Annotated in this window: 15 protein-coding genes and 1 pseudogene; 8 read left to right on the top strand and 8 right to left on the bottom strand. The window is 74.8% G+C overall.

What is annotated here, in order from left to right:
- Positions 1-183: 183 nt before the first annotated feature.
- A pseudogene (locus AB0F82_RS35690) lies at positions 184-369 on the top strand (ArsR/SmtB family transcription factor); the annotation flags it as partial.
- A 70-nt stretch (positions 370-439) separates the two neighbouring features.
- Here AB0F82_RS35690 and AB0F82_RS35685 read toward each other — a convergent pair.
- A complete protein-coding gene (locus AB0F82_RS35685) occupies positions 440-691 on the bottom strand; it encodes a hypothetical protein (protein WP_362635274.1) in 252 nt (83 codons plus the stop codon).
- 307 nt (positions 692-998) lie between these two features.
- Between AB0F82_RS35685 and AB0F82_RS35680 the strand changes: the two genes are divergently transcribed.
- The 4 genes from AB0F82_RS35680 to AB0F82_RS35665 all read left to right on the top strand — a co-directional run bounded on the left by AB0F82_RS35680 (position 999) and on the right by AB0F82_RS35665 (position 11,356).
- Positions 999-3,425: an MMPL family transporter gene (locus tag AB0F82_RS35680; protein ID WP_362635272.1), complete on the top strand. Its 2,427-nt coding sequence runs from the start codon at positions 999-1,001 to the stop codon at positions 3,423-3,425.
- Positions 3,422-8,122, top strand: coding sequence for a type I polyketide synthase (locus tag AB0F82_RS35675; RefSeq protein WP_362635269.1), 4,701 nt, complete (start codon positions 3,422-3,424; stop codon positions 8,120-8,122). The genes AB0F82_RS35680 and AB0F82_RS35675 overlap by 4 nt, the downstream gene beginning before the upstream one ends.
- Positions 8,119-8,835, top strand: coding sequence for a 4'-phosphopantetheinyl transferase family protein (locus tag AB0F82_RS35670; protein WP_362635267.1), 717 nt, complete (start codon positions 8,119-8,121; stop codon positions 8,833-8,835). Before AB0F82_RS35675 ends, AB0F82_RS35670 begins: the two co-directional genes overlap by 4 nt.
- A 79-nt stretch (positions 8,836-8,914) precedes the next feature.
- Positions 8,915-11,356, top strand: coding sequence for a SpoIIE family protein phosphatase (locus tag AB0F82_RS35665; protein WP_362635264.1), 2,442 nt, complete (start codon positions 8,915-8,917; stop codon positions 11,354-11,356).
- A gap of 15 nt (positions 11,357-11,371) precedes the next feature.
- Here AB0F82_RS35665 and AB0F82_RS35660 read toward each other — a convergent pair whose 3' ends face one another.
- Entirely contained in the window at positions 11,372-12,352 is a 981-nt protein-coding gene (locus AB0F82_RS35660) for a serine/threonine-protein kinase (RefSeq protein ID WP_362635261.1), read from the bottom strand.
- Between the two features lie 91 nt (positions 12,353-12,443).
- On the opposite strand from AB0F82_RS35660, the gene AB0F82_RS35655 reads away from it, so the two are divergent.
- Positions 12,444-12,797: a hypothetical protein gene (locus AB0F82_RS35655; RefSeq protein ID WP_436842250.1), complete on the top strand. Its 354-nt coding sequence runs from the start codon at positions 12,444-12,446 to the stop codon at positions 12,795-12,797.
- A 1,276-nt stretch (positions 12,798-14,073) separates the two neighbouring features.
- Here the strand turns inward: AB0F82_RS35655 and AB0F82_RS35650 are convergent.
- The 4 genes from AB0F82_RS35650 to AB0F82_RS35635 form a co-directional block, all read right to left on the bottom strand.
- Complete coding sequence (locus AB0F82_RS35650) at positions 14,074-17,085, bottom strand: helix-turn-helix transcriptional regulator (RefSeq protein ID WP_362635258.1); 3,012 nt, start codon at positions 17,083-17,085, stop codon at positions 14,074-14,076.
- A gap of 106 nt (positions 17,086-17,191) precedes the next feature.
- Positions 17,192-17,851: a response regulator transcription factor gene (locus AB0F82_RS35645; protein WP_362635256.1), complete on the bottom strand. Its 660-nt coding sequence runs from the start codon at positions 17,849-17,851 to the stop codon at positions 17,192-17,194.
- Positions 17,839-18,966: a sensor histidine kinase gene (locus tag AB0F82_RS35640; RefSeq protein ID WP_362635253.1), complete on the bottom strand. Its 1,128-nt coding sequence runs from the start codon at positions 18,964-18,966 to the stop codon at positions 17,839-17,841. Before AB0F82_RS35640 ends, AB0F82_RS35645 begins: the two co-directional genes overlap by 13 nt.
- A gap of 224 nt (positions 18,967-19,190) precedes the next feature.
- The gene (locus tag AB0F82_RS35635) at positions 19,191-20,168 is read right to left on the bottom strand and encodes a helix-turn-helix domain-containing protein (protein WP_362635251.1); all 978 of its coding nucleotides are present in this window, start codon (positions 20,166-20,168) and stop codon (positions 19,191-19,193) included.
- 99 nt (positions 20,169-20,267) lie between these two features.
- On the opposite strand from AB0F82_RS35635, the gene AB0F82_RS35630 reads away from it, so the two are divergent.
- Together AB0F82_RS35630 and AB0F82_RS35625 are read left to right on the top strand one after the other, a co-directional pair.
- Positions 20,268-21,296, top strand: a complete 1,029-nt coding sequence (locus tag AB0F82_RS35630) for a saccharopine dehydrogenase NADP-binding domain-containing protein (RefSeq protein WP_362635248.1) — start codon at positions 20,268-20,270, stop codon at positions 21,294-21,296.
- Between the two features lie 87 nt (positions 21,297-21,383).
- Positions 21,384-23,015 (top strand): alpha/beta hydrolase, encoded by a 1,632-nt coding sequence (locus AB0F82_RS35625; RefSeq protein ID WP_362635245.1) that lies wholly within the window; start codon positions 21,384-21,386, stop codon positions 23,013-23,015.
- A gap of 328 nt (positions 23,016-23,343) precedes the next feature.
- Here AB0F82_RS35625 and AB0F82_RS35620 read toward each other — a convergent pair whose 3' ends face one another.
- Positions 23,344-23,979: a TetR/AcrR family transcriptional regulator gene (locus AB0F82_RS35620; RefSeq protein WP_356814258.1), complete on the bottom strand. Its 636-nt coding sequence runs from the start codon at positions 23,977-23,979 to the stop codon at positions 23,344-23,346.
- A gap of 57 nt (positions 23,980-24,036) precedes the next feature.
- Positions 24,037-24,657 (bottom strand): sigma-70 family RNA polymerase sigma factor, encoded by a 621-nt coding sequence (locus AB0F82_RS35615; RefSeq protein ID WP_362635243.1) that lies wholly within the window; start codon positions 24,655-24,657, stop codon positions 24,037-24,039.
- Positions 24,658-24,750 lie beyond the last annotated feature (93 nt).

The following is a 24,750-nucleotide window of genomic DNA, read 5'->3' as shown; positions in this document are numbered from 1 at the left end:
CAACCACTGATCCCATGGCAGACAGTCTCCCCGCGGGGACGGTCCGCGATCAAGGGCCGACGTCGTCTCTAGCTCAACCAAATGAGATGACTTCTAAGGCAGAGGTAGACGAGGGCGCGGGCGCGGTGAGGGCCTTCGCGGTGGGTGCCGGGGTAGCGGTCGGCGGCCTGGGCGAGCCAACGGCACAGCACCAGGGAGCTGGCCCATGCCTGGGAACTGTCACCGCCGGAGGTGTCCCGTCATCTCGCCGTCCTGCGCCGCGCCGGTCTGCTCACGGCCCGTCGGCGCGGCCGGTACGTCCGCTACACCCTCAACCTGCCCGACCTGACGGCGCTGGGCGCCGACCTGCTGGCGGCCGTACTGCGCTGAGCGGAGGCGGACGGCACGGCGCAGGTCCCGGCCGGACTCGCGGCGGCGCGCCACCTTCCCGCGGCGCATTTCACCCACCGGGCCTCGGTCCCGGCTTCAGGTCCCTTTTGATGCGCTCCTCGAAATCCGGCCTTTTCACGGTCACCGTGGAATACCCCGTGTGAATGGCGCCCGCGGCGTCCGGGGGAAGGAGCACGACGGCCGGGCGCGGGGTTGCGGCGGGGGCGGCCATCGAGGTCGCCAGCAGGCCGATGCCGGTTCCCACCAGGGCCACGGAGGCTCCGGCGAGAACGACACCGCGGATCCAGGAACACTCGAACACGACGATTCTCCATCCGATTCAGGGAACGGCCGCCGGGGATTTCCGGTGAAGGCGTACGTCGAATACACCCCGGTCCACGTGCGGGCGTCATGCCACTGGAACGCGTGACTTGACGCCCGGGGGAGATCCCTGCGGCCCTCCGCCGACCCTCTTTCCGGCGGGTGCACCTTCTGTCAAGTAACGAATGGCCGGGACTACGGCCTCTCCCCCGCCCCGGGCAGGGTGGCAATCGACCGTCCTGCGGAAAAGCAGGAGCGAAATGCGATCCGGACCGGAGGCCCCGATGTTCCGTCGTGCAGGAAGCTTCGTGACCCGTCGTCCCCGACCGGTCCTCCTCGCCGCGCTCGTTTTCCTCGTGCTGTCCGCCGTGTTCGGCGCGGGGGCGACCGGCCGGCTCAAGACGCAGGGGTACGACGATCCGCGGTCCGAGTCCAGCCGCGCCGCGGCAGTCGCCGCCCGGCATTCCGGGGCCTCCCCCAACCTGGTCGTCGTCGCGCAGGCCCGCGGCGGCACGGTCGACGGCCCGGCGGCCCGGAGTGCGGGCGAGGCCCTGACCCGGCGTCTCGCCGCCGAACCGCACGTGAACGCGGTGACCTCGTACTGGACCGGCGGCGCGGCCGAGCTGCGCAGCCGGGACGGACGCGCGGCCATGGTGGTCGCGCACGTGGACGGCGAGGGGGACCGGCTCGGAGCACGGGTCGAGCGGCTGAGCGAGGAACTGACCACCTCTGCCGACGCCGGGGTGACGACGGCGCCCCTGACGGTGCGGGTCGGAGGGCCCGCGCTCGTCGACGCCGAGCTCCAGCACCTCTCGGAGTCCGACCTGAAGCGGGCCGAAGCCGTCGTCCTGCCCGGCACGCTGATCCTGCTGGTCCTGGTGTTCGGCAGTGTCGTGGCCGCCGCCCTGCCCCTGCTCATCGGCGTTCTCGCCGTCGTCGGGACCCTGCTGGCCCTGAGCGTCCTCGGCAGCGTCACCGACGTGTCCGTCTTCGCACTGAACCTCACCACGGCGCTCGGCCTGGGCCTGGGCATCGACTACGGGCTGCTGGTCGTCTCCCGGTTCCGCGAGGAACTCGCCGCCGGCTACGGGCAGCGCACCGCCGCCCTGCGGACCGTCCGCACCGCCGGCCACACCATCGCCTTCAGCGCCGCGACGGTCTCCGCCGCGCTCGCCACCCTGCTGGTGTTCCCGCCGTACTTCCTGCGTTCCTTCGCCTACGCGGGCATCGCCGTCGTGGCGATCGCCGCGGTGAGCGCCGTGACCGTGCTGCCGGCCCTGCTGGCGCTGCTCGGCCGGCGGGTGAACGCCTGGGCGGTGCCCTGGCGCCGCCGGGTCCACTCCGGGTCGCGCTCACGTTTCTGGGAGGGGCTGGCGCGGATCGTCGTACGCCGCCCACTGCTGGCGGCGCTGCCGGTGATCGGGCTGCTGGCGCTGCTCGCCGGCCCGTTCGCCCACGCCGGGTTCGCCACTCCCGACGACCGGGCGCTGCCCGCGGGTTCGGCCGGCCGTCAGACCGGTGACCTGGTGCGCGACGCGTTCGACATGAAGGGCGCCGGTGCGCTCACGGTCCTCACCACGGGTACGGCGTCCCCGTCGGCGCGGGAGGACCACGCCCGCCGGCTGTCCGCGCTGCCGCAGGTCGCACAGGTCGTGACGCCGGAGGGCACCTTCCGCGGCGGGGCGCCCAGCCCGCTCCCCGGCTCCACCCGGTCCGGCGAAGCCCGGTCCGGCGAAGCCCGGTCCGCCGGTGCCCGGTCCGGCGAAGCCCGGCCTGCCGGAGCCCGCCCCGCCGACCCCCGGTCCGCCGACGTCGTCGACGGCCACGCCCGGCTCACCGTGGTGCCGCTGGTGGACCCCCGTTCTCGCGCCGCCCAGCAGCTCGTGCACGACGTCCGGGCGACCCCCGGCCCGGCCGGCACCGAGGTCCTCGTAGGCGGGCCGAGCGCGGTGCTGGTCGATGCCAAGGCCACGGTGGGAGACCGGATTCCGCTCGCTCTCTGCCTGATCACCGCGACCACCTTCGTACTGCTGCTCGGCTTCACCCGCAGTCTGCTGCTGCCGCTGAAGGCCATCGCGCTGAACGCCCTGAGCCTCGCGGCGGTGCTCGGAGCCATGACGTGGATCTTCCAGGCGGGCCATCTGCACCACCTGCTCGGTTTCACCCCCGGGCCGCTCAGCACCACCATGCCGGTACTGCTGTTCTGCATCGTCTTCGGCCTGTCGGTGGACTACGAGGTGTTCGTCCTCGCGCGCATCAAGGAGGCGCACGACGCCGGGCAGGACGACGACGCCTCGATCGTCTCGGGCATCGCCCGCACCGGCGGCATCGTCACGACGGCCGGCGCGCTGCTCGCCTTCACCCTGTTCGGCTTCGGCACCTCCCAGGTCTCGCTCCTGCAGTTCTTCGGGATCGGCGCGGGTCTCGGCGTCCTCCTCGACGCAACGCTCGTCCGGGGCGTCCTCGTACCGGCGCTCATGCGGCTGGCGGGCGGTCTGAACTGGTGGGCGCCCTGGCCCCTGCGGCGCGGGGTGGCGTGCCCGGCGTCCGGTCCGCCGCCGGACCGCCCGGCACCCACCGCGCGCCTCCCGGAGTGCGCCGTGTGCCGGCCGCGGCCCGCACCGCAGCCCTCCCCGGCCGCGGTCCCCGCCCTCAGCTGCCCCACCTGCCCCACCGTCCCCACCACCCCGGCTGCCGTCCGGCCCGGGCACCACGACAAGGAAGACCCGTCATGAACGACATCGCCATCGTCGGACTCGGCTGCCGCTTTCCCGGAGCCCGCGACGTCCGCGCCTACTGGAAGCTTCTGATGAGCGGGGAACGGCAGTTCTCCGCGGTCCCGGCGGAACGCTGGAACCACCGCCCCTTCCACGAGCCCGGCAACCCGTCGGCCCCCCATGCCGCCTACACCGACCAGGTCTCCTTCCTCGACGACGTGGACCGCTTCGACGCCCTGCACTACGGGGTGCCACCCGCCCGCGCCCGGGCCATGGACCCCCAGCACCGGCTGATGCTCGACGTCACCCGCGAGGCCCTCGACGACGCGGGGCTGGGCCGGGGCGACTTCGACCGGGAGAACACCGGGGTCTTCTGCGCGATGTCGGTGTCCGACTACAAGGACGTCATGACGGCCCCGATCCGGGCCATCGCCCTGGCCGACCAGGCGCGGCGGTCGGCGGCCGACGAGGACGGCGTCCTCGAAGCGGTCAAGGAGCACGCCGGACGCCTCGGCACCGTGCAGCCCTTCAGCCTGCCCGGGAGCCTGCTCAACATGGCGGCCGGCACCGTCAGCCGGCAGTTCGACCTCGGCGGCCCCAGCTTCGCCGTCGACGCCGCCTGCTCCGGTTCCCTGGTGGCCCTGGACCAGGCCGTCGCCCAGCTGCGCCAGGGCGGCTGCCGGATCGCCGTCGTCGGCGGCGTCTACGTCAACCTGACCCCCGACAGCCTGATCGGCTTCTCCACGCTGCGCGCGCTCTCCGCCACCGGGGTGTGCCGCCCGTTCGACGAGGAGGCCGACGGCTTCGTCCTCGGCGAGGGCGCCGGGGCCGTCGTCATCCGGCCCCTCGTGGACGCGCTCGCCGCCGGCGACCGCGTCTACGCCGTGATCAAGGGAGTCGGCTCGGCCAACGACGGCGCGTCCCCGGGACCGCTGGCTCCCGCCCCGGAGGGCCAGCTCCGCGCGCTGCGCCGGGCGTACGACGACGCCGGCGTCGCCCCGTCCTCCGTGGGCTTCCTGGAGGCCCACGGCACCGCCACCCGGTCCGGCGACCGCGCCGAGGTCGAGGCGCTGCGGCGGCTGCGCACCGAGTGGCCCGACGACGACCCCTCGCTGTGCTACCTCGGCGCGGGCAAGGCGCTCATCGGGCACTCCCTGGCCGCCGCGGGCATGGCGGGGCTGATCAAGACGGCCCTGGTCGTCCACCACCGCACGATCGTGCCGCAGCCGGGCACCACTCCCCACCCCGACCTGGGCATCTCCGCCGCGGGCCTGCGGTTCGCCGAGAGCGCGCGGCCCTGGCCCCGTACGGGCGGCCCTCGGCGGGCAGCGGTCAGCTCCTTCGGCTTCGGCGGTACGAATGTCCACGTGGTGCTGGAATGCGCGCCCGCCCCGGCGGCCGCACCCGCCTTCGCACCCGCACCCGCACCCGCACCCGCCCCGGCGGCCAGTAGCACGACGGTGACCGTCGGCGGCGCGGGCAGCACACCGCAGGTCCTCCTGCTCTCGGCCGGCGACGCCGAGCTGCTGGACCTGCACATCGGCGACGTACTGGACTCGGTGGAACGCGCCCCCCGCACGCCGGTCGGAGCGCTGGCGCACACCCTGGGCGGGCGCGCGCCGTTGAAGGCCCGGCTGGCGGTCGTGGCCGCGGACACGGACGAGTTCGTCCGGCGGCTGCTGCGCGCCCGCGCGCGGCTGGCGGACGGTTCCCGCGGTGACCTCGGCGGGGGTGCCTTCGCGGCGGATGCTCCCCTGCCGGCCGCGCGGCGCCGCATCGCCTTCGTCTTCCCCGGTCAGGGCAGCCAGCGTCCGGGAATGATGCGGGACCTGTACGAGGGGTTCGCCGGCTTCCGGGCCGCCTTCGACGCCCTCGGCTCCGTGGCACGCGACGACGCGGGCCTCGACCTCGCCGGGCTGCTGTACGGCGTCCCGGCGGCCGCCGACGGCGACGGCGACGGTGGCGGTGGCGGTGGCGGTGACGAGGAGCTCAGGCGGCGAATCGCCGGCACCGAGGTGTGCCAGCCGCTGCTCGGTACCGTCCAGATCGCCGCCACCCGGCTGCTCGCCGAATGCGGTGTCGCCCCGGACCTGGCGCTCGGCCACAGCGCCGGGGAGTTCGCCGCGGCCGCGGCGGCCGGCGCGCTCGGCGCGGACGAGACCGTCCGGCTGCTGGTGCGCCGCGGCGAGGCCCTCCGGCGGGCGGAGAACGGTCTGCGGGGCGGGATGGTCGCCGTACAGACCGACAGGGAGACCTGTAGGCAGCTGGTCGTCGGCATCGACGACGTGTGGCCGGCCTGCTTCAACCAGCCGCGGCAGGTCGTGGTCAGCGGCACGCAGCAGGGCCTGGCCGTCCTGCGGCGGGCCTGCGCCGAGGCGGGCATCGTCACCGTGGAGCTGGACGTCTCCAACGCCTTCCACTCACCGCGGCTCGCCTGCGCCGAGGAGGCCGTGCGCGCGGACCTCGCCGGCCGCCGCGTGAGCGCTCCGGTCCTGCCGTTCGTCTCGTCCGTGAGCGCGGAGCTGTGCGCCGACCCCGCGGAGCTGCGCGAGCTGTGGGCGCGGCACGCCTCCGTCCCGGTGCGGTTCGGCGATGCCGTGCGCGCCTCGTACGACGCGGGGGCGCGGCTGTTCCTGCAGGTGAGCGGTGGCGGATCGCTCCTCGACCCGGTCCGCCGCAACCTCGCCGACCGGTCCGACGTGCACGTCGTCGCCGCGAGCGGCACGACACCGGACGGCGGACGCGACTTCGTCCGGGCCCTCGCCCGGCTCGCGGTCCTGGGCGTCCCCGTCGACCCGCGCGTCCTGGTCCCGGCGGAGGTCCGCAGGCTGGTCGACCTGCCGGTGGCGAGGCTCGCCGGGCAGTCCTACTGGGCCGGGCGGCCGGCCCCGTCGAAGGAGGACCAGGCGGACCCGGTGCCCCACCCCATGGACGATCTGCGGCAGGCGGTCCGGCAGCAGGTGGACCTCATGTCGCGCCTCTCCGCAGCCGAGTCCGGCTGCGCGGCGGCCGCAGGCCCGGCGGCCACCGCGCAGCCCGCAGTGCCTGTCGCGGAGCCCGCAGTGCCTGTCGCGCAGCCCGCAGTGCCTGTCGCCGAGCCCGCAGTGTCCTACGCCGAGCCCGGACCGGCCGGGGACGCCGGCGAGGTCACGGAGGCCGTGTTCGCGCACATAGCCCGGATCAGCGCGTTCCCGGTGGGCCACCTGCGCCCCGAGCAGCTGCTGGTGGACGACCTCGGCTTCGACTCCCTGATGCTGACCGACCTGTTCACCGCCCTGCAGCGGCAGTGGCCGCTGTGGACCTTCGACGAGCGGGCCGCGGACCGGCCGACCGTCGGGGGCGTCGCTGCGGCCGTCGCGGGCGTCACCGGGAGCACCACTCCGGGAGCCGTCCCCGAGCAGCGCGCCGCAGGCGACGTACCTCCGGGGCCGGCTGCCCCGGAGCCCGTCCCCGAGCCGGCACCGGAGGCCGCCGCAGTGCCCGCGGCGCTGCCCGAGCAGCACACACGCATCGGCTGCTTCCCGGAGGTCACCGCCCACGCCGAACGCATCGGCGCGTTCTCCGGCACCGGCCTGTCCAACCCGTACTTCGTCGTGCACGAGGGCGGTATGACGGACACGACCGTCGTCGACGGCCGCAGGCTGCTGTCCTTCTCCGGCTACAACTACCTGGGCATGGCCACTCACCCCCGGGTGAACGAGGCCGCGAAGGAGGCGATCGAGACCTACGGCACCTCGGTGTCCGCCAGCCGGCTGCTGTCCGGCAGCCGCCCGCTCCATCTGGAACTGGAGGCCGAGCTCGCCGACCTGCTCGGCTGCGAGGCCTCGGTCACCCTGGCCAACGGGCACGCCACCAACGTCACCGTGATCGGCCACCTCCTCGGGCCGGGTGACCTCGTCGTCCACGACTCGCTCGCCCACGACAGCATCCTCCAGGGCTGCAGGCTGTCGGGCGCGACCCGGCGGCCGTTCCCCCACAACGACGCCGCCGCCCTCGACGCCCTCCTGCACCGGGTCCGCCACCAGTACCGGCGGGTGCTCGTCGTCGTCGAGGGCGTCTACAGCATGGACGGCGACATCGCCGACTTGCCCGCCCTCGTCGAGGTCAAGCGACGCCACGGCGCCCTGCTGATGGTCGACGAGGCGCACAGCCTCGGAACGACCGGCGCGACGGGCGCCGGCGTCGGCGAGCACTTCGGCATCGACCGCCGGGCCGTCGACCTGTGGTCGGGCACGCTGTCCAAGGCCCTCGCCGGCTGCGGCGGCTACGTCGCCGCGAACCGTCCGGTCGTCGAGTACCTGCGCTACACCGCTCCGGGCTTCGTCTACAGCGCCGGCATGACCCCGGCCGACACCGCAGCGTGCCTGGCCTCCCTGCGGCTGCTGCGCGACGAGCCGGAGCGGGTGGCGCGGCTGGCGGAGAACGCCGCGCTGTTCGTCCGCCTGGCGCGCGAGGCGGGCGTCGACACCGGGGACTGCCACGGCACGCCGGTCGTCCCGTGCATCGTCGGTGACTCGCTGAAGGCGCTGCGCCTGGCGGAGGCGCTGTTCCGGCGGGGCGTCAGCGTCAACCCGATCCTCCACCCGGCCGTACCGGAGGAGATGGCACGGCTGCGCTTCTTCGTCACCCGTGACCACACGTCCGGGCAGATCCGCCACACCGTGGCCGCACTCGCCCAGGAGCTGAGCGGGCTCGACGCGGTGCGTGCCGCATGAGCGGCGACAGCGCCGTGCGGCCCGGTTTCCCGCCGCTCGCCCCGGGCCCGGTCCACCGGTGGGGCGGAGCCGCCCTCGTCGTGGCCCGGCGCTCCGGACCGTACCGGCCACCGCCCCTCTCGGAGGCGGAGCGGCGGGTGCTTCAGGCGCTGCCGGCGTGGCGGCGGGCCGAGTGGGCGCAGGGCAGGCTGCTCGCCAAGCGCCTGGTGGGGGAAGCGCTCGCCGTGCCGCCGGGCGAGGTGGAGGTCCTGCCGCGCGACGACGGCAGCCCGCGCGTCGTGGTCGGCGGCGTCCCGGTGCCGGCGGTGCACGTGTCGATCAGCCACACCGCCCGGCATGTGGCGGCGGCCCTCGCACCGGATCCGGTCGGGGTGGACCTGTGCGAGACCGCCTCGGCGGCCGCGGTACGCCGCGTAGCGGACCACGTCCTGTCCCCCGGGGAGCTCGCCCTGGTCGCCGCGCACGGTCCCGAGGCCGCGGCCGCCGCCTGGGCTCTGAAGGAGGCCGCGGTCAAGGCGGACCGGAGCTCCGTCTTCGGTGCGGCCCCGCGCCGCGTCGTGCTCCTCGGCCTCGGGCCGCCCGTCCTGGCCGGACGGCGCCGCGCGATGGTGTGGCGGGCGGGCGACGCGGTCCTCGCCCTCGTGCTGGCGCACCGGCCGGCCGGACACCCCTCACGGCAGCACTGCGTTGGTGCTCCTTGCCCCGGCGGATGATGCTTGTCAGTGGGGCCCCTGGCCGTGCAGGTCCCGTGGGACAGCGGTGACGGATCTAGCGAGGGCGAGATGAGCGGCGATGGAGCAACTTCCCACCCCTCCCGGTGAGCGGCCGGAGCAGACCGATGCCCCCCAGCAGCCCGCGTACACGGCGACGGCCGCCGTCGACGAGCAGGGCATCGTGACCGAGTGGGGTGAAGGCGCCGCTCGGCTGCTCGGTTACGCGCCCGCCGAGGTGGTAGGGCGGGCCGCCGAGTTCCTGCTGGCCGATCCCGTCGGCGACGAGGCGCGCCGTATCCCGCCCGAGCAGGAGCGGTGGAGCGGCACCGTGGCGCTGCGCCACCGGGACGGCAGGCGCCTGGAACAGGGGCTGCTCGCGCACCGCTGGACGTCCACCGGCGGAAGCACCAAGTGGTACGTGGTGTCCGCGGTGGCGGGCGGGCGGGGCGGTGACGGCTCCTCGTGGGGCGATCCGCTGCACGAGTGGTCGTTCTCCCAGTCGCCCTGCTTTCTGGCGGTGTTCGACGCCGATCTGAGGCTGGTACGGGCGAACGCGGGCATGGAGCGCACGCTGTCCCTCACGGAGTCCGAGATGCTCGGGCTGCGCCTGCCGGAGATCGCCCCGGACCCGGTGAGCGAGGAGACCGAGCACCGGATGCGCCTGGCGCTGGAGTCCGGCGAGCCGCAGCACATGGAGGCCTTCGTCCGTGCCACGGGGGTCAGCGCGGAGCACGGCTGGGCGACGTCGGTGGCCCCGCTGCGGGACCGGGACGGTGTCGTGCGCGCCGTGTACCTGGCCGCGCACGACCGGACGGGGGCCGAGGTCGAGACGCAGCAGATGATCCTTCCGGACGCCGCCGGCGCGCGCATCGGGACGACCGGGGACAGCACCCGTACCGCGCAGGAGCTCGCCGACGTGGCGGTACCGCGGCTCGCCGACTTCGCGGTCGTCGACCTGCTCGAACCCCTGCCGCGCGGCAACGGCCACGCCTCCGGCCCGCCGTCGGGTCCCGTCACCGTGTGCCGTACCGCGGTGCGGTCGGCCGTCGAAGGCAGTTCCGAGGGGCGGGTCGCTGTCGGTGAGACGGCCGTCTACGCACCGTTGTCGCCGCCCGCCGAATGTCTGGCCTCGGGTCATGGTGCCGTGTACGCGACGACCGCCCCGGCGGTCGCGGAGTGGATGGCGCGCGACCCGGCGGCCGCCTGGCTCGGTGCGCACGGGGCCCATTCGATGCTGGTGGTGCCGATGCACGCCGACGGCGTCCGTCTCGGCGTGGCCGTCTTCGGACGCCGCAAGAGCCGGGAGCCCTTCCTGCCGGAGGACCTGACGCTGGCCGAGGAGCTCGCGGGCAGGGCGGCCACGAGCATCCACACGGCGCACCGGTCCGCGCGGGAGCACACCAGCACCATGACGCTCCAGCGCAGTCTGCTCCCGCAGACGCTGCCCGACCACCCGGCGCTGGAGACGGCCTCCCGCTACCTTCCGGCCGGTACCGAGGCGGGTGTGGGCGGCGACTGGTTCGACGTGATCCCGCTCTCCGGTGCGCGGGTGGCCCTGGTCGTGGGCGACGTCGTCGGCCACGGCATCCGCGCCTCCGCGACGATGGGCCGGCTGCGCACCGCCGTACGCACGCTGGCGGACGTCGACCTGCCGCCGGACGAGCTGCTCACCCACCTCGACGACCTGATCATCCACCTGTCCGACGACGAGGGCGGCCGGGACGCCGTCGACGAGAGCGCCGGCGGCATCGGTACGACGTGCCTGTACGTGGTCTACGACCCGGTCACCCGGCGCTGCACGCTCGCCCGGGCCGGTCACCCGCCGCCGGCAGTGGTCTCCCCGCAGGGTTCGGTGTACCTCTTGGACGTGCCGGCCGGCCCACCGCTGGGCCTGGGCGGCCTGCCCTTCGAGACGCTGGAGGTCGACCTTCCCGAGGGCAGCGTGCTGACCCTCTACACGGACGGGCTGCTGCAGCCGCGCGAGCGGGACATCGACGAGGCCCTGGACGCGATGTTCGGGGCGCTCGCGCAGCCCGCCTCCACACTGGACACGGTCTGCGACCGGGTCCTGACGGCGCTGCTGACCCACCGTCCCGACGACGACGTGGCCCTGCTCGTGGCGCGGACGCGGGCCCTGCACGCCGACAAGGTCGTCGTGTGGGACCTGACCTCCGATCCCTCCGACGTCTCCCAGGCCCGCCGGCAGACCACGGACCAGCTGGCGGCGTGGGGGCTGGAGGAGGCGTCCTTCGTCACCGAACTGCTGGTCAGCGAGCTGGTCACCAACGCCATCCGGTACGGCGAGCCGCCCATCCAGCTGCGGCTGATCCACGAGAAGGACACCCTGATCTGCGAGGTCTCCGACGCCAGCAGCACGGCCCCGCACATGCGGCGGGCCCGGACCTTCGACGAGGGCGGGCGCGGTCTGCTGCTGGTGGCGCAGTTGGCCCAGCGCTGGGGCACCCGGCACGCCCCGGTCGGCAAGACCATCTGGGCCGAGCAGTCGCTGCTCGGCTTCTAGGCCGCTGCCCGGCTTCTAGGCCGGGCTGCGGAAGACGGGCAGGGCCCACTCGGGGGGCTCCGGAGGTGGTGCGGCCACCACCTCCGTGGCGCGGCGGGGCTTCTGGTCCGGACGGGGGCCGTTCTCCGCGGCGACCCGCAGGGCCGCCACGAACTCCAGGCAGGATCCGTACCGGTCCTCCGGGACCTTGGCCAGTGCCTTGGCGAGTACCTCGTCGACGGCGGGGGCGATGTCCTGGCGGCGCTCGGTCAGGGGAGGCGGCGCGTCGTACTGGTGCGCCCACAGCAGGGCCGCGTCCTCCTCGCGCACGAAGGGCGGCCCGCCCGCGAGGGTCTCGTAGACGACGCAGGCCAGGCTGTAGAGGTCGCACCGGCCGTCCACCGGCCGGCCGGAGATCTGCTCGGGCGCCATGTAGTCGAGCGTGCCGACGAACTCCCCCGCCGTGGTGAACCCGCTCAGCGACAGGGACTTCTTCGTCAGGCCGAAGTCCGTGAGGTAGATGTGCTCCGGGTGGTCCCGGTCGGGCCCCGCCGCGACCAGGATGTTGCCGGGTTTGACGTCCCGGTGCACCAGGTCGTGGTCGTGGGCGGCGTCGAGGGCGGACGCCACCTGGGCGGCGATCCGCAGGGCGGTCGGGACGGGGAGCGGGCCCTCCCGGTCCAGCAGGCCCCGCAGGTCCAGCCCGGGTACGTACCGCATGGCGATGTAGAGCACGCCGTCGGTCTCGCCGGCCTCGAAGATCGGCACGATGTGCGGGTGCTCGATCGAGGCGGCCACCCTGGACTCGTGGGTGAAACGGCGCCGGAAGGTGTCGTCCCGGGCCCGCTCGGGGGCGATCAGCTTGATCGCGACCGTGCGGTCCAGGCGCAGGTCCTTGGCGCAGTAGACGACGGCCATGCCGCCTCGGCCGATCATGCGCTCGATCTTGTAACCGGCGATCTGCTGCCCGACCAGCCCGGAGGGCCGGCCCGTGTACTGGCTCAGGTCCGCGCCCATCAGGCGCCCCCCTTCCTCAGCATTGAATTCTATCGAGTGCCCCCTCCACCCGCCCGACGGGCACATCCCAGGCATGAGGGGAAGGCGGCAGATGGCGCGCACGGGTCTGACGGCCGACCGGATCACCCGGGCCGCGGCCGACCTGGCCGACGAGGCCGGCATCGAGGACGTCACGGTGTCCGCGTTCGCACGGAGCTTCGGGGCACGGACGCGAGCGAGCCTGTACTCGCACGTCCGGAACGTCCAGGACCTGCGCGAGGGTGTGGCCGTGATCGCCGCCTTCGGCGACGCCTACCGGGAGTGCGCGCTGCACCACCCCGGGCGGTACGCGGCCCCGCAGATCCAGCTGAACCCGGCTCGGGCCGCCGCCTCCCCGGACGCCTGCGGAGCACCGAGCCGACATACGGGATGCTGCGCGGCTACGGCCTCGGCGAAACGGACATGACCGACGCGGTCCGGCTGCTGCGCAGGGGCGGGGGTCGTGCCGGGGAGTGGACCACCACCATTCGCCGGATGGCGGGGCGGCGCCCGGATGGGTGGCGCGGCCGGGGAAAATGGGGGGCCGGCACCCATGTGCGGGGAGCGCGGACGGCGTTGACTCGGGAGTGCCGATCGGCCGGCGCCAGTCCTACTCCAGCCGCGCGTCCCGCGCATTCGACCTTTCTAGGAGGTGAACCGGGTGAGCGTACTCAAGCCCCATCACACGGAGGCCCGCAGGACGCAGCGCGGCCCGGGATACCTGAACTGACCCGGCGGATCCGGGCGGGGGCGCTCCCCCGTGCCCCGGCCCGGATCCCGTCGTTCCCACCGGCTGCTGCCGGCGGCGCCTCGGACGATCACAGAGGCTGACAGCTCACATGCGCAACGAAAGAGGGGGCGACCGCTCCCCCTACGTCTCCACGACCCGAACGCCGGGCATGGTTCGTCCGCCGCGGCGACCGGTGGAGCCACCGGCACGTTCCGGCACCGCCGGAGCAGGACCGGAAGATCCACACCTCGGCGGGCCGCCGGCAGGGGCGCGAAATCGCCGCCCCGGTGATCGGCACCTGAGCGCACGCGGCACCGACTTCGAGGGCGCCCTCGATCCCACCGACTTCGCGATGCGGGGCGGAGGCCGACTCGCCACCGTCCACCCGCACGACGTCGAGGAGTTCAGGAGCTGCCTGGCCGGCCCGGCCCGCCTCCTGGGCGGCGGGGAGGGACCCTGCGTCCCGTCGGACACGCACCACCGGGACAGCAAGGCGCTGTACCTGCGCCACGGCCCGTTCCACGACGCCCGCACCGTCGACGTCCTCGGGCGCCGGCTGCCGCCCGCGCCGCGCCGGCCGACGACGCGGGGCCCCGGAGCCGTCCGTCGAGGCGGGTTCGGCGGGCTTGGCGAAGGTACTGCTGCGCTACCGGGCCCTGGCCTCGGCCCGCGCCGTCCTGCGCGGCCTGGACCTGCGGTCTCGGCAGGGTACGCCTGCGGTATGTCGGGGGTCACCGTCGCGCTGCGGCCGCGGCGGACTTCTCGGGCGACCCCTCGCACCGCGAGACGGCGCTGCGGCAGCTCGTGTGCGCGACGCCCACGGGCGGCCCCTGCTGGGGGGGTGGCCGGTGAGGATCTGCAGCGCTGCTCCACCGACTACCTGACCGGTTCTGTTCGGCGGGCGTGCGGCGGGCGTGCGGCGGGTGCTGTCCCGCATCAACTCCCTTGTTCGATCAGGGCGGATCAGGGCGGATCAGGCCGGCACGGGCGGGACGAGGTCGCGGGCGGCGGTGGCGAAGGCACCGCGGTTCGGGTGGCCGGTCTTCTGCAGGACGCTCGCCACGTGCTTCTCGACGGTGCGCGGCGAGATGTGCAGCCGGCCGGCGATGTCCCTGTTGCTGATCCGTTCCGCGACCAGCCGGGCCACCTCGAACTCGCGGACGGTGATGCCGGACCTGCGCAGGTGTGGCGGCACCTGCTCGGTGCCCGTGCGCCGCTGCCGGACGGACGCGCCCATCCCGCGCAGCAGGGCCCGGCCGACGGCGGCCGCCTGATGGTGGCCGGCGGCGTGGAAGTACTCCTCGGCCTCGCGCAGCCACTCGACCGGCGCGCCCCAGCCGTCCTCGTACGCCGTCCTCGCCACCAGCCGCAGGCACAGGCGGCGGGCCATGGGGTACGGGGCTGCCGCCGCCAGCGCCTCGTCCGCGACGGCCGTCGCCTGCTCACGGTGTCCTTCGCGGCCGAGGAGCACGGCGTGGGCGAGACCGGCGAACTGGCGGTTCCAGCGGGTGCCGCCGGCGCCGGCGTCCGTGAGGCCGCCGCAGTGCCGACGGCCCATGCGTCCGGCCAGTACGCCGAGGAGTACGGCGATGCCGTGCCGGCCGAAGTCGCCGGTGGCCGGGTTCTCGGTGTCGTAGGCGAGCGCCCGCGCCAGCTCCTGTTCCGCGGCGTCGTGCCGCTCCTCCAGCAGCGAGCAGAAAGCCCGGGCCAGTCCGTACGACATGGCGCGCAGGCCGGGCGCGGCGTCGAGGTACGGCTCCAGTCGCTCCAGCGCCCCGCTCATCTCGGCGCGGCGTCCTTGGTGGGCGTACCGTACGGCGTCGGCGAGCCGGAACATGGCGAGGGGCCGGTCCAGGCCCAGGCCGGAGGCTTCGGCCGTCCCCCGGCCGATCCCGTCGCGGGCCTCGTCGAAGGCGCACCGCTGGATGCGCTCCAGTGCGAGGGCGAAGCCGGCCTCGTGTGCCGGCGGCAGCAGGCCCCGGCGCCGGGCTGCCTGCCGGGCCTGCTCCAGGCGGGTCGGCCGCTCGTCGTGTCCGGCCGCGGTGATGGCCAGCTGTACGTCGGCCGCCGCGCGCGGCACGGGGAGTCTGTGGGCGAGGGCGATCGCGCGGGCCCGCTCGAAGTGGGCCGTCGCCGCGGACTCGTCCTGGGGCCGGGCCAGTTGGCCGAGCAGCAGCAGGGCTCCGCACTCGACGTCCGGCCGGCCGCCGGCGCGGGCGGCGTCCAGGGCCCGGCGGGCGAGCCGGGCGGCGGTGTGCAGCCGGTCGGGGGCGGGCCTGCCCAGCTCGGCGTGGGCGGCCGCGAGGTCCACCAGGGCGCTGTGGCCGTCGGCGGGACGGCCGGGGAGCAGCGAGCGGGCGGTGTCGAGCTGGCGCAGGGCTTCGGCGGGGCGACCGGTCAGGGTGGCGATGGCGCTGAACCGGGCGTGGATCCCGGCCCGACGGGCCGCGGGAATGCCCTGGTCGACGGTGTGCGGGGCCGGTATCCGGTCGAGGCGGGCCGAGCGGGCGACCGTGTCCAGCAGCATTTCGAGCACCGTGGCGTGCAGTTCGGGTGGCGCGGTGCCGGGTTCGAGGAGGCGGTGGGCCCGGGTGAGCAGTTCCAGGGCCTGCTCCGAAGGCTGTTCCGGGGTGTGTTCCGGGCTGGTCCCGTCCGTCGCCCACCGTGCCGCTTCGCAGTACAGGCGTACGGCTTCACGGACTTCGCCGGCGTGTTCGTACAGCCGGGCGGCGTGTGCGCGCCAGGCTCCGGGCAGTTGCGGGTGGAGCTGGGCCAGTGAGCGGGCCGCGCTCCGCGCGTGCCGGGCGCGTTCGCCCGGCCCGAGGTCGTCGAGGAGTGCCTCGGCCGCCAGCGGGTAGCGGAAGGCGTACCACTGGCTGCCCGGCCCGTCCGGTGTGATCAGGGACGAGGCGAGGGCGGCGCGCAGGACCTCGGACAGGGCCGTGTGGTCGACGCCCATGGCGTGCTCCAGTACCGGCAGGGGGAAGCGCCGGCCGAACAGGGCTGCCGTGCTCAGGAACCGCGTGCCGAGCGGCCCGAGCGATGCGGTCCGGCGCCTGATGTCGTCGGCGACGGTGGAGGGTACGGCCACCGTCCGGTCGCCGTGGTGGGCGGGGCGGCCGGCGTGGTCGCGGACGAGTTCCTTGACGACGAACGGGATGCCGGCGCTGCCGGTCACCGCGCGGTGCAGGAGTTCGGGGCAGACCTCCCCCGGTGCGACGCCGAGCTCGGCCGCGACGAGGAGGCGTACGTCGGGGTGGGTCAAGGGGGTCAGGTCGAGCGTCTCGGCCGCCTCCCGCCGGCGGGCGCGCAGGGCCAGTTCGGCCGCCGCGCGGGGGGCGGGCCCCGCGACGAGCAGGAGTACGGCCGGCTGGTGCCCGATGTTGTCGAGGAGGTACTCGACGACGGCCAGGGTGCCGGCGTCGGCGTCGTGCAGGTCGTCGAGGACGAGCAGGCAGCCCCGCTGCCGTCCGACGGCCGTGAGCAGACGAAGCACCGTTTCGGCGACGGTGAGGGGTGACGGTGCGCGGTACGCGGCGCCCGGAGCGTCCGCCGCGCCCGGGGTGTCCGCCGCGCCCCGGGTGTCGCTCAGCAGTCCGGCCATGACGGGGCCGTAGCCGCCCAGTTCCTCCGGACCGGGCAGCAGCCCGGCACGGGCGAGCAGGAGCAGCGCCTCGACGAGCGGCCGGTAGGGGACGGGCGGGCCGACGGTGCTGGCCCGCCCGCGTACGGTGACCATGTCCGCCGCGGCGGCCTCGGCGAGGGCCGCGGTGGCGAGCCGGGTCTTGCCGACGCCGGGCTCGCCGGTGACGAACAGGGCTCCGCCCCTCCCGGACCGGGCGGCGGCCAGTGCGGCCGCGATCCGCCCCATCTCTGCCGTACGCCCGACGAGGCGTCCCCGCCCCCGGTGCGGGCCGCAGACGGGGTCCGTGGCGGTGCGGTCCTCGGCCGGCCCTGCCGGCCCTCCCGACCCGAGTGCGGTCACCGGCTCGTCCCCTTCCCGGCGGGCCGTCCGAGGCACCGCCGGGACAACCGTACGAGAGGCGCGGGTGCCCCCTGAAGCCGTCCGTTTGGGGGGCTTGCGCCGGGCGTCAGCCCCCGTCGAGGCTGTCCTCCCGTACCCGCAGGGCGAGGTCGAGCTTGGTGTAGGTGGGGCGTCCCGCCTGCTGGTACTTGGCCTTGACGCGGTCGAGGTAGTCCTTGGCCGTGTGGACGGTGATGCCGGCGCGCCGGGCCGCGGACTTGAGGGTCATGCCGGACGCGTAGTCGAGCAGGATCTGGCGTTCCCGGGGCGAGAGCCGGGGGCGGGCGGGACTGTCGTCGTAGGCGCAGGCGAAGGCGAGTTCCATGGAGTGGGCGCCCCGGCCCTCCGCCACGTCCTTGACGGCGGCGACCAGGGTCGGCAGGTCGTGGTCCTTGGTCAGGTACCCGTCGGCGCCCGCCCGGATCGCCTCGATGATCCGGGAGCGGTCCGGCACCGTGCTGATCATGAGGACGCGGCTCCCGGTGCGCAGCAGCCTGCGGATGTTGTCGGCGGGGTCCGAGCCGTCCCGCAGGACGAGGTCGAGGAGGACGACGTCGGCCGGGGTGCGCTGCGGGTCGCCGCACCGGCCCGGGTCCGCGAGGAGTTCCCCGACGGTGGCGACGGTCGCGACGAGCCGCAGGTCGGGTACGCCGCCGAGCCAGGCCCGCAGTCCGTCGCGGAGCATCCGGTCGTCGTCGACCACCGCGACCGTGATCACCCGGGCCATCTCAGCTCCACCCGTACGCCCTCGCCGGGGGCGGTGTCCACGGCGGCCCGGCCTCCCGCCTCGGTCATCCGGCCGTGGACCGAGCCGCGCAGGCCGAGGCCGGGCTCGCACCGCGCGGGGTCGAATCCCGGGCCGCGGTCGACCACGGTGACGACGGCTCCGCCGCCGCCGTCCGGGTCCGCGGTGGCGGTGAGGTAGGCGTGGCCGGTGCCGGCGTGGCGCCGTACGTTGTTGAGGGCTTCCCGTACTGCGTGTCCCAGTGCGGCGGCCACGTCGGGCGGTACCTGCGGCAGGGCGTGGTACTGGGCGGTGACCCGCAGTCCGAGGCTCTCCACGGAGCCGACGGCCTCCTCCAGTGCGGCGCCCAGCTCCCGGTGCGGGACCTCGTCTGCGGTCTGCTGGATCAGGCGGCGCAGGTAGGCGGCCTCGCGGGCGCACCGCTGCCGTACTTCGGGGGCGTTGGCGTCCACGGTGCCGGCCGCCAGGGTGGTCAGGGTGGCGAGGACGGTGTCGTGCAGGGCCCGGTGGTGTTCGAGGCGTTCGGCGTAGCGGGCCTTGTGCGCTTCCGCGGCCAGCGCGCGGGCGTTGGCCTCGTCGAGGAGGCGGCCCTGGCGGAGCAGGTACCAGCGGAAGGCATAGGTCATCACGGCGGACGACACCAGCGAGTTGAGGTGGCCGACGACGACGGCGGGGGTCGCGCCCACGGCCTGGTAGCCGATGAAGTGGGTCAGTACGAGGAGCGCCACCACGGCGAGGGCATGGAGGCGGTCGAGGGCGATGGCCGCGGTGGCGCTCGCCGATCCGCCGAGCAGCATCGCCCAGGCGATGGTGGGGGGTTCGCGCACGCCTCCCCAGGCGCACAGGGCCAGGGGCAGGACGCATCCGGTCACGATGACGTCGGCCCAGATGTGCCGCCGGTCGAACCGGCCGCGTCGCAGGGCCGTGCCGTAGGTCAGCGCGCTGAGGCCCAGGGCGGCGGCCAGGCCCAGGTGTTGCAGGGGCGGGCTCCACGGGCGGTGGGCGACGGCCATGACGGCGACCGTGAGGTGGCTGCCCCGGTAGAGCAGGGTGGCCACGATCAGGAAGGACTGGGCCCGGTCTGTCCCCGACCTCACGGAGGCCGTTGCGCGCAGTGCTCGTATGCGGCGTATCTGTAAGGACTGCAACGCCAGAACCACTCCTCCCCAATCCGTGGGCGGCGCGGGGTCCCAGGGGGCGTGCCGTAGGGGACGGATGTGCCGCGAAGCCCGCAATTGCCAGTGACACCAGGCATTTTGCCCCAACCGGTGCACGCCAGAAAGGCACGTCCCGGACGGTCGGTACCGGGCCGAGGCCGATTTCACCGCCCGCGGCGGACGGCCGGGCCGGTTCGGGCGGGCCCGGCGCCGCGGAAGGAGTGCCGGTAGGCGGCGGGCGGGACTCCGACGATGCGTTTGAACTGGCGTCGCAGCGTGGTCGCGGTGCCCATGCCGGTGGCGAGGGCGACGGTCTCGATGCTCTCGTCGGTGGCCTCCAGCAGCTCCTGCGCGCGGCGTACGCGCTGGGTGAGGAGCCACTGCATCGGGGTCTGCCCGACCACCGACCGGAACTGCCGTCCGAGGTTGCGGGGGCTCGTGTGCGCCTCGCGCGCCATGTCGGTGACGGTCAGCGGCCGGTCGAGCCGCTGCTGGGCCCAGGCGAGCACGTCGGCGAGCCGGTGGTCGCCCCGGGCCTGGACGGGGGTGCCCACGAACTGGGCCTGTCCGCCGGGGCGGTGCGGTGACATGACGAGGCGGCGGGCGACGGCGTTGGCGACGGCGGCGCCGTGGTCGAGGTGGACCAGGTGCAGGCAGAGGTCCACGGCGGCGGCCTTGCCCGCGGCGGTGAGGACGCTGCCGTTGTCCGTGTAGAGCACGTCCGGGTCGACGACGGCCAGCGGGTGGCGTGCCGCGAGCTCCGCGGTGTGCGCCCAGTGGGTGGTGGCCCGCCGGCCGTCGAGCAGGCCGGCGGCGCCGAGTACGAACGCCCCGGTGCACAGGGAGGCGACGCGGGCTCCGGCCTCGTGGGCGGCACGGACGGCCTCGACGAGCTCGGGCGGCGGGGGGACGTCCACGTCGGCGCAGGCGGGCACGATCACGGTGTCGGCGGCGGCCACCCGGTCGAGCCCGTGGTCGGGTTCGACCGTGAACGGGCCGACCCGCACCGGGCCGGGCCCGCAGAGCTGCACGTCGTACCAGCCGTCGGTCGCCTCGCGCGGCGGGTTGCCGAAGATCTCGTAGGCCACCCCCAGTTCGAAGTGCAGGAGGTCTCCGGCGGTGGGGAGCACGACGGTCGGCATGTCCGAAAGTGTACGGGCGGTGTCGTTGCGGACCATCACGGCCGGGCTCCCGCCACGGCGAGACTTGGCCCGTCGGCACGTCGAGAGCAGGGGGAAGCCATGGGTACAGCGGCAGTGGTGGTCTACGGGGCGACCGGACACACCGGCCGGTTCGTCGTCGCCGAACTGCGACGGCGCGCAATCGCCGTCATCGCCTCGGGCCGGGACGCGTCCCGGCTGGAGGCGCTGGCCGCGCGGTGGGGGGACGTGGAGGTGCGCCCCGCCACCGTCGACGACGCCGGGTCGCTGGACCGGGCCCTCGCCGGTGCGGCGGCCGTCGTCAACTGCGCCGGGCCCTTCGCGGTGACCGCGGGCCCGGTCGTCGAGGCGGCTCTGCGGGCGGGTATCCCGTACCTGGACGTCGCGGCGGAACTGGAGGCGAACGTCGCGACGTTCGCCGACCACGAGCGGGCGGCCGCCGCGGCGGGCACGGCCGTGGTGCCGGCGATGGCGTTCTTCGGCGGTCTGGGCGACCTGCTGGTGACGGCGGCGATGGGCGACTGGACCTCCGCGGAAGTGGTGCACGTCGCCTATGGATTGAACAGCTGGCACCCGACGTCCGGCACCCGGGCGGCGGGCCGGGTGTCCCACGAGCGCCGCGCGGGCCGCCGTGTGCGGTTCGCGGACGGCGCGCTCCAGTACCACGACGATGCGGCGAGGGAAGAGGACTGGGTCTTTCCGGAACCGCTGGGCCGCCGGTCGGTGATCGCGGAGTTCACCATGGCCGACGCCGTGACCGTGCCCACCCACGTGGCCGTGCCGGAGGTCCGTACCTACATGACCGTCGAGGCCGCGAGGGACCTGGCCGCCGAGGACACCCCGGCGCCGGAACCGGCCGACGACCTGGGGCGGTCGGACCAGACGTTCGTCGTGGACGTGGTGGTGGGTTCGGGTGGCGTCGAGCGCCGGGCCACGGCCCGCGGCCGGGACATCTACGCGGTCACCGCGCCCCTGGTGGTGGAGGCCCTCGAACGCGTACTGTCCGGGCGCACGCGGACCACGGGGGTCGCGTCGGCCGGTGCGATGTTCGACGCGCCCGACTTCCTGCGGGCACTGGCCCCCCACGTGTCGGTGGAGTTCCCGCGCTGAACGGGCGGACGGTGGGGGTGGCCGCACTCCCGTTGGGGGGTCAGCCGTAGTGAGTGGACACCGCCCCCGCCCCTAGCGTCTCCACGTATGACACATGGACAGAACACGGTGAAGAACGGCAGCTTGGGACCGGGGCGGCCATGGCGCGCCCGGCGGTACGCCGTGGCTCCCGCCCTGGCCGTGGCCGTACTGGCCGCCGCCGTCCCGGCGGCGTACGCGACGGCCGCCCCGGCGCAGGGCGGCGGGGACGGCCTCGACCGTTTCCACCGGCAGCGCCTCGCCTGGGGCAGCTGCGCCAAGGGCCCGGACGACACGGCGGGTCACGCCCTGGACGGGGCCGGCGTGAGCTGCGCCGATGTGACCGTCCCACTGGACTACGCGAACCCCCGCGGCCGCACGATCAGCATCGCCGTCTCGCGGCTCAGGGCCACCGACACCCGCCACCGCATCGGCGCCCTCCTCCTCAACAACGGCGGCCCCGGCGGCACCGCCGTCGAGTCCCCTCCGCACATCCGTGAGGCGATGAAGGAGGTCGGCGCGCGCTACGACATCATCGGTTTCGACCCGCGGTTCGTCGGCCGCAGCACCCCGCTGGACTGCGGCTGGCCCGTCGGCACGGCGTGGTTCTCGGCCGGCTCCGCCCGGGCCGGCTTCGAGCGCCAGGTCGCCCTCCAGAAGGACCTGGCCGCCAAGTGCCGTGCCGCCGGCGCCTCGGTGCTGCCGCACATCAGCACCCGCAACACCGCCCGCGACATGGACGTCATCCGCGGCGCGCTCGGCGAGCGGAAGATCTCCTACCTGGGCTACTCCTACGGCACCTACCTGGGCACGGTCTACACGCAGATGTTCCCCGGGCGCCATGACCGGGTCGTCCTCGACGGGGCCGTCACCCCCGGCGACTACAAGGCCCGGCTGCTGCAAGGCGCCGAACCCGAGAACGAACGGGCGCTCTCGGACTGGGCCGCCTGGGCCGCCGGGCGGCACGACGCCTACGGGCTGGGCCGCACCCGCGCCGAGGTCCTCGCCACCGTCGACGCCGTCGTCAGGGCGTCGGCGCGGGGACCTCTGACCGTCGGCGCCGGCCCGGACGTCTTCCGGCTCGACGACTCGCACATCCCGTTGATCCTGTTCATGGGGATCGCGGACGACACCGACCCGGCGCGGGCCGCCCTCGCGGAGCAGGTGTCCGCCCTGGCCCGGGCGGCGCACGGACAGCCCGCACCGCTGTCGCCGGACTTCGCCCGGCTGCTCCGGTACACGCTGGGCGGCGAGCAGGCGATCTCGGGCGGCGTCCAGGCCGCGATCATCTGCGGGGACGTCGCCGCCCCGCGCGATCCCGAGGTCTACTGGCGCGACATCGAGCGCAGCCGGGCCGCGCACCCGCTGTTCGGGCCGCTGACGAACAACATCGGCCCCTGCGCCTTCTGGGACCGGCCGCGGGAAGCGCTCACCCAGGTGCGGCGTGACGTCCCCGCGCTGATCGTCGCGGCCACCGGGGACCCGCGCACCACCTACCGGAGCAGCGTCGAGCTGCACGAGCAGCTTTCGAGTTCGAAGCTGATCACCCTTGAGGGCGCCAACCGCCACGGCCTCTACGGCGAATACGGCAACACCTGTGTCGACGACGCGGTCAACGCCTACCTCGCCTCCGGGAAACTGCCGCAGCAGGACCGTACCTGCGGCGCCCGTCCCACCTCCGACCCCCTTCCCACCCGGTGAGGTTCCCTGCGACCGACTCGGTCGCCCGCGGCCCGGCCGAGGGGCGGCCCGGTACGGGTGCGGGCCGACGCGACGACCGACCGCGGCAGCCGGTTCGAGGCCGGCATCACCCTCGACAGCGTCACCCGCGAGAACGCCGGCTTCACGGCGGACTCGGCGTCGGCCCGCTTCACCGCCCCGTACGACTCGCTGGGCGACGGACCGGACGGCGACACCCGGATCTCCGACGCCGGCAACGGCCGACTCCTCATCCGCAGCAGCGTGCTGGGCGCCCCCGGGCCGAGGGCGTCCGCCCGGTCTGAGGGCCCGTCGGGTGCGGCCCCGCCGCTCATCCGCGCGGGTGGTCGCCCGCCGCGAGCAGGTTCAGCACGGTGGCCTCCATCGCCGCGCGGGCCTGCTGCGGGCTCTTCCCGCCGGAGCGCCAGTGGTGCCAGGCCCCCCACGTGGTGACGGCGTCCAGACCGTCGAGGAGTTCGGCCGCCCGGTTGTCGTCCAGGCGGCCGAGCTCCTCCGCGAAGACCTCCGCGACCTTCCGCCGCGCGTCCGCGAACGCCTCGTCCGTGACCTGCCGGATGCGCGGCGACGGGTGGTCGATCCGCATCAGCGTCAGCCGCGCCGGGGTGATCCACTCCAGGATCCGCGCCCGCTGCTCGACCAGGGCCCGCACCCGGACCCGGCGGGGGCCGGTCACGGGCAACGGCCTGATCTGCTCGGCCAGTTGCTCCAGCCGGCGGGTGATCGCGAGGTCCACCAGCTCGGACATGTCGGCGAAGTGGTGGAAGACAAGCCGGCGCGAGACACCCGCGCGTTCGGCGACCCGCTCGGCCGGGAACTCCACGACGCCCTCGTCCAACAGGTCGAGCAGCGCGTCCACGATCTTGTCCCGGGTACGGCGTCCGCGCTCGGTCCGCCCGTCCACCCGTACCGGCGCCGGGCCGGGCACCCGGTCGTCCGTCTCCGCCACCGCCGCTCCCTCCGCCGCCCTCTCCGGTATTTTCGCACCCCCTGGCTCGGGGGTGTCCTACGCGTACCCCGCCACGGCCGGCTCCGCGGCCGGGGACGCGGCGGTGAAGCGGTGGCGCATCCGGTGCAGGCCCCGCCGGGTGTGGCTCTTCACCGTGCCGAGCGGCATCCCGGTGCGCTCGGCGATCTGGCTCTGGGTGAGGTCCCCGTAGAAGGCCATGGCCAGCACCTCCCGTTGCGGACCGGGCAGTTTCGCCAGCTCACCGGTGATCAGCAGCCGGTCCAGGACGGCCTCGGGACCGACCGCGGGCTCGTCCGGCGGGGGCAGGGCGGAGGCGGCCGCGGTGACCAGGGCCAGCCGCCGGGTGCGCTCCGCGAGCGCGTCGGCGGTCTTCCGGCGGGTGATGCCGACGAGCCAGCCGGGGAAGGCGCCGCGCTCCGGCCGGTAGCCGGCCCGGCCCCGCCAGGCGGCCAGGAAGACCTGCTGGCTGATGTCCTCGGCCTCCCTGGGATCCCCGAGGGTACGGGCCGCCAGGGCCTGGACGAGGCCTCCCCATCGACGGTACGCGGCGGTCAGGCACTGCTCGTCTCCGCGTACGAAGCCCTCGGCGACCTCGTGGTCGAGGAGGCCCTCCCAGGTCGCGGGGGACGGCTGGACGGTGGCGCTCCGGGCGGTCATGCGGCTGCTCCTCGGGCCGGGACGGAGCCGGCAGCGGGCCGGTCGGCGGACGGGTCGCCCCGTGGGGGGCGGGTCGGACCCCTCCAGATTCGG

The sequence above is a fragment of the Streptomyces virginiae genome (assembly GCF_040638905.1).
In the GTDB taxonomy this organism is placed as follows: Bacteria; Actinomycetota; Actinomycetes; order Streptomycetales; family Streptomycetaceae; genus Streptomyces; species Streptomyces virginiae_B.
The sequence above is the reverse complement of the archived record's forward strand: the minus strand, read 5'-3'. Positions and strand labels throughout refer to the sequence as shown.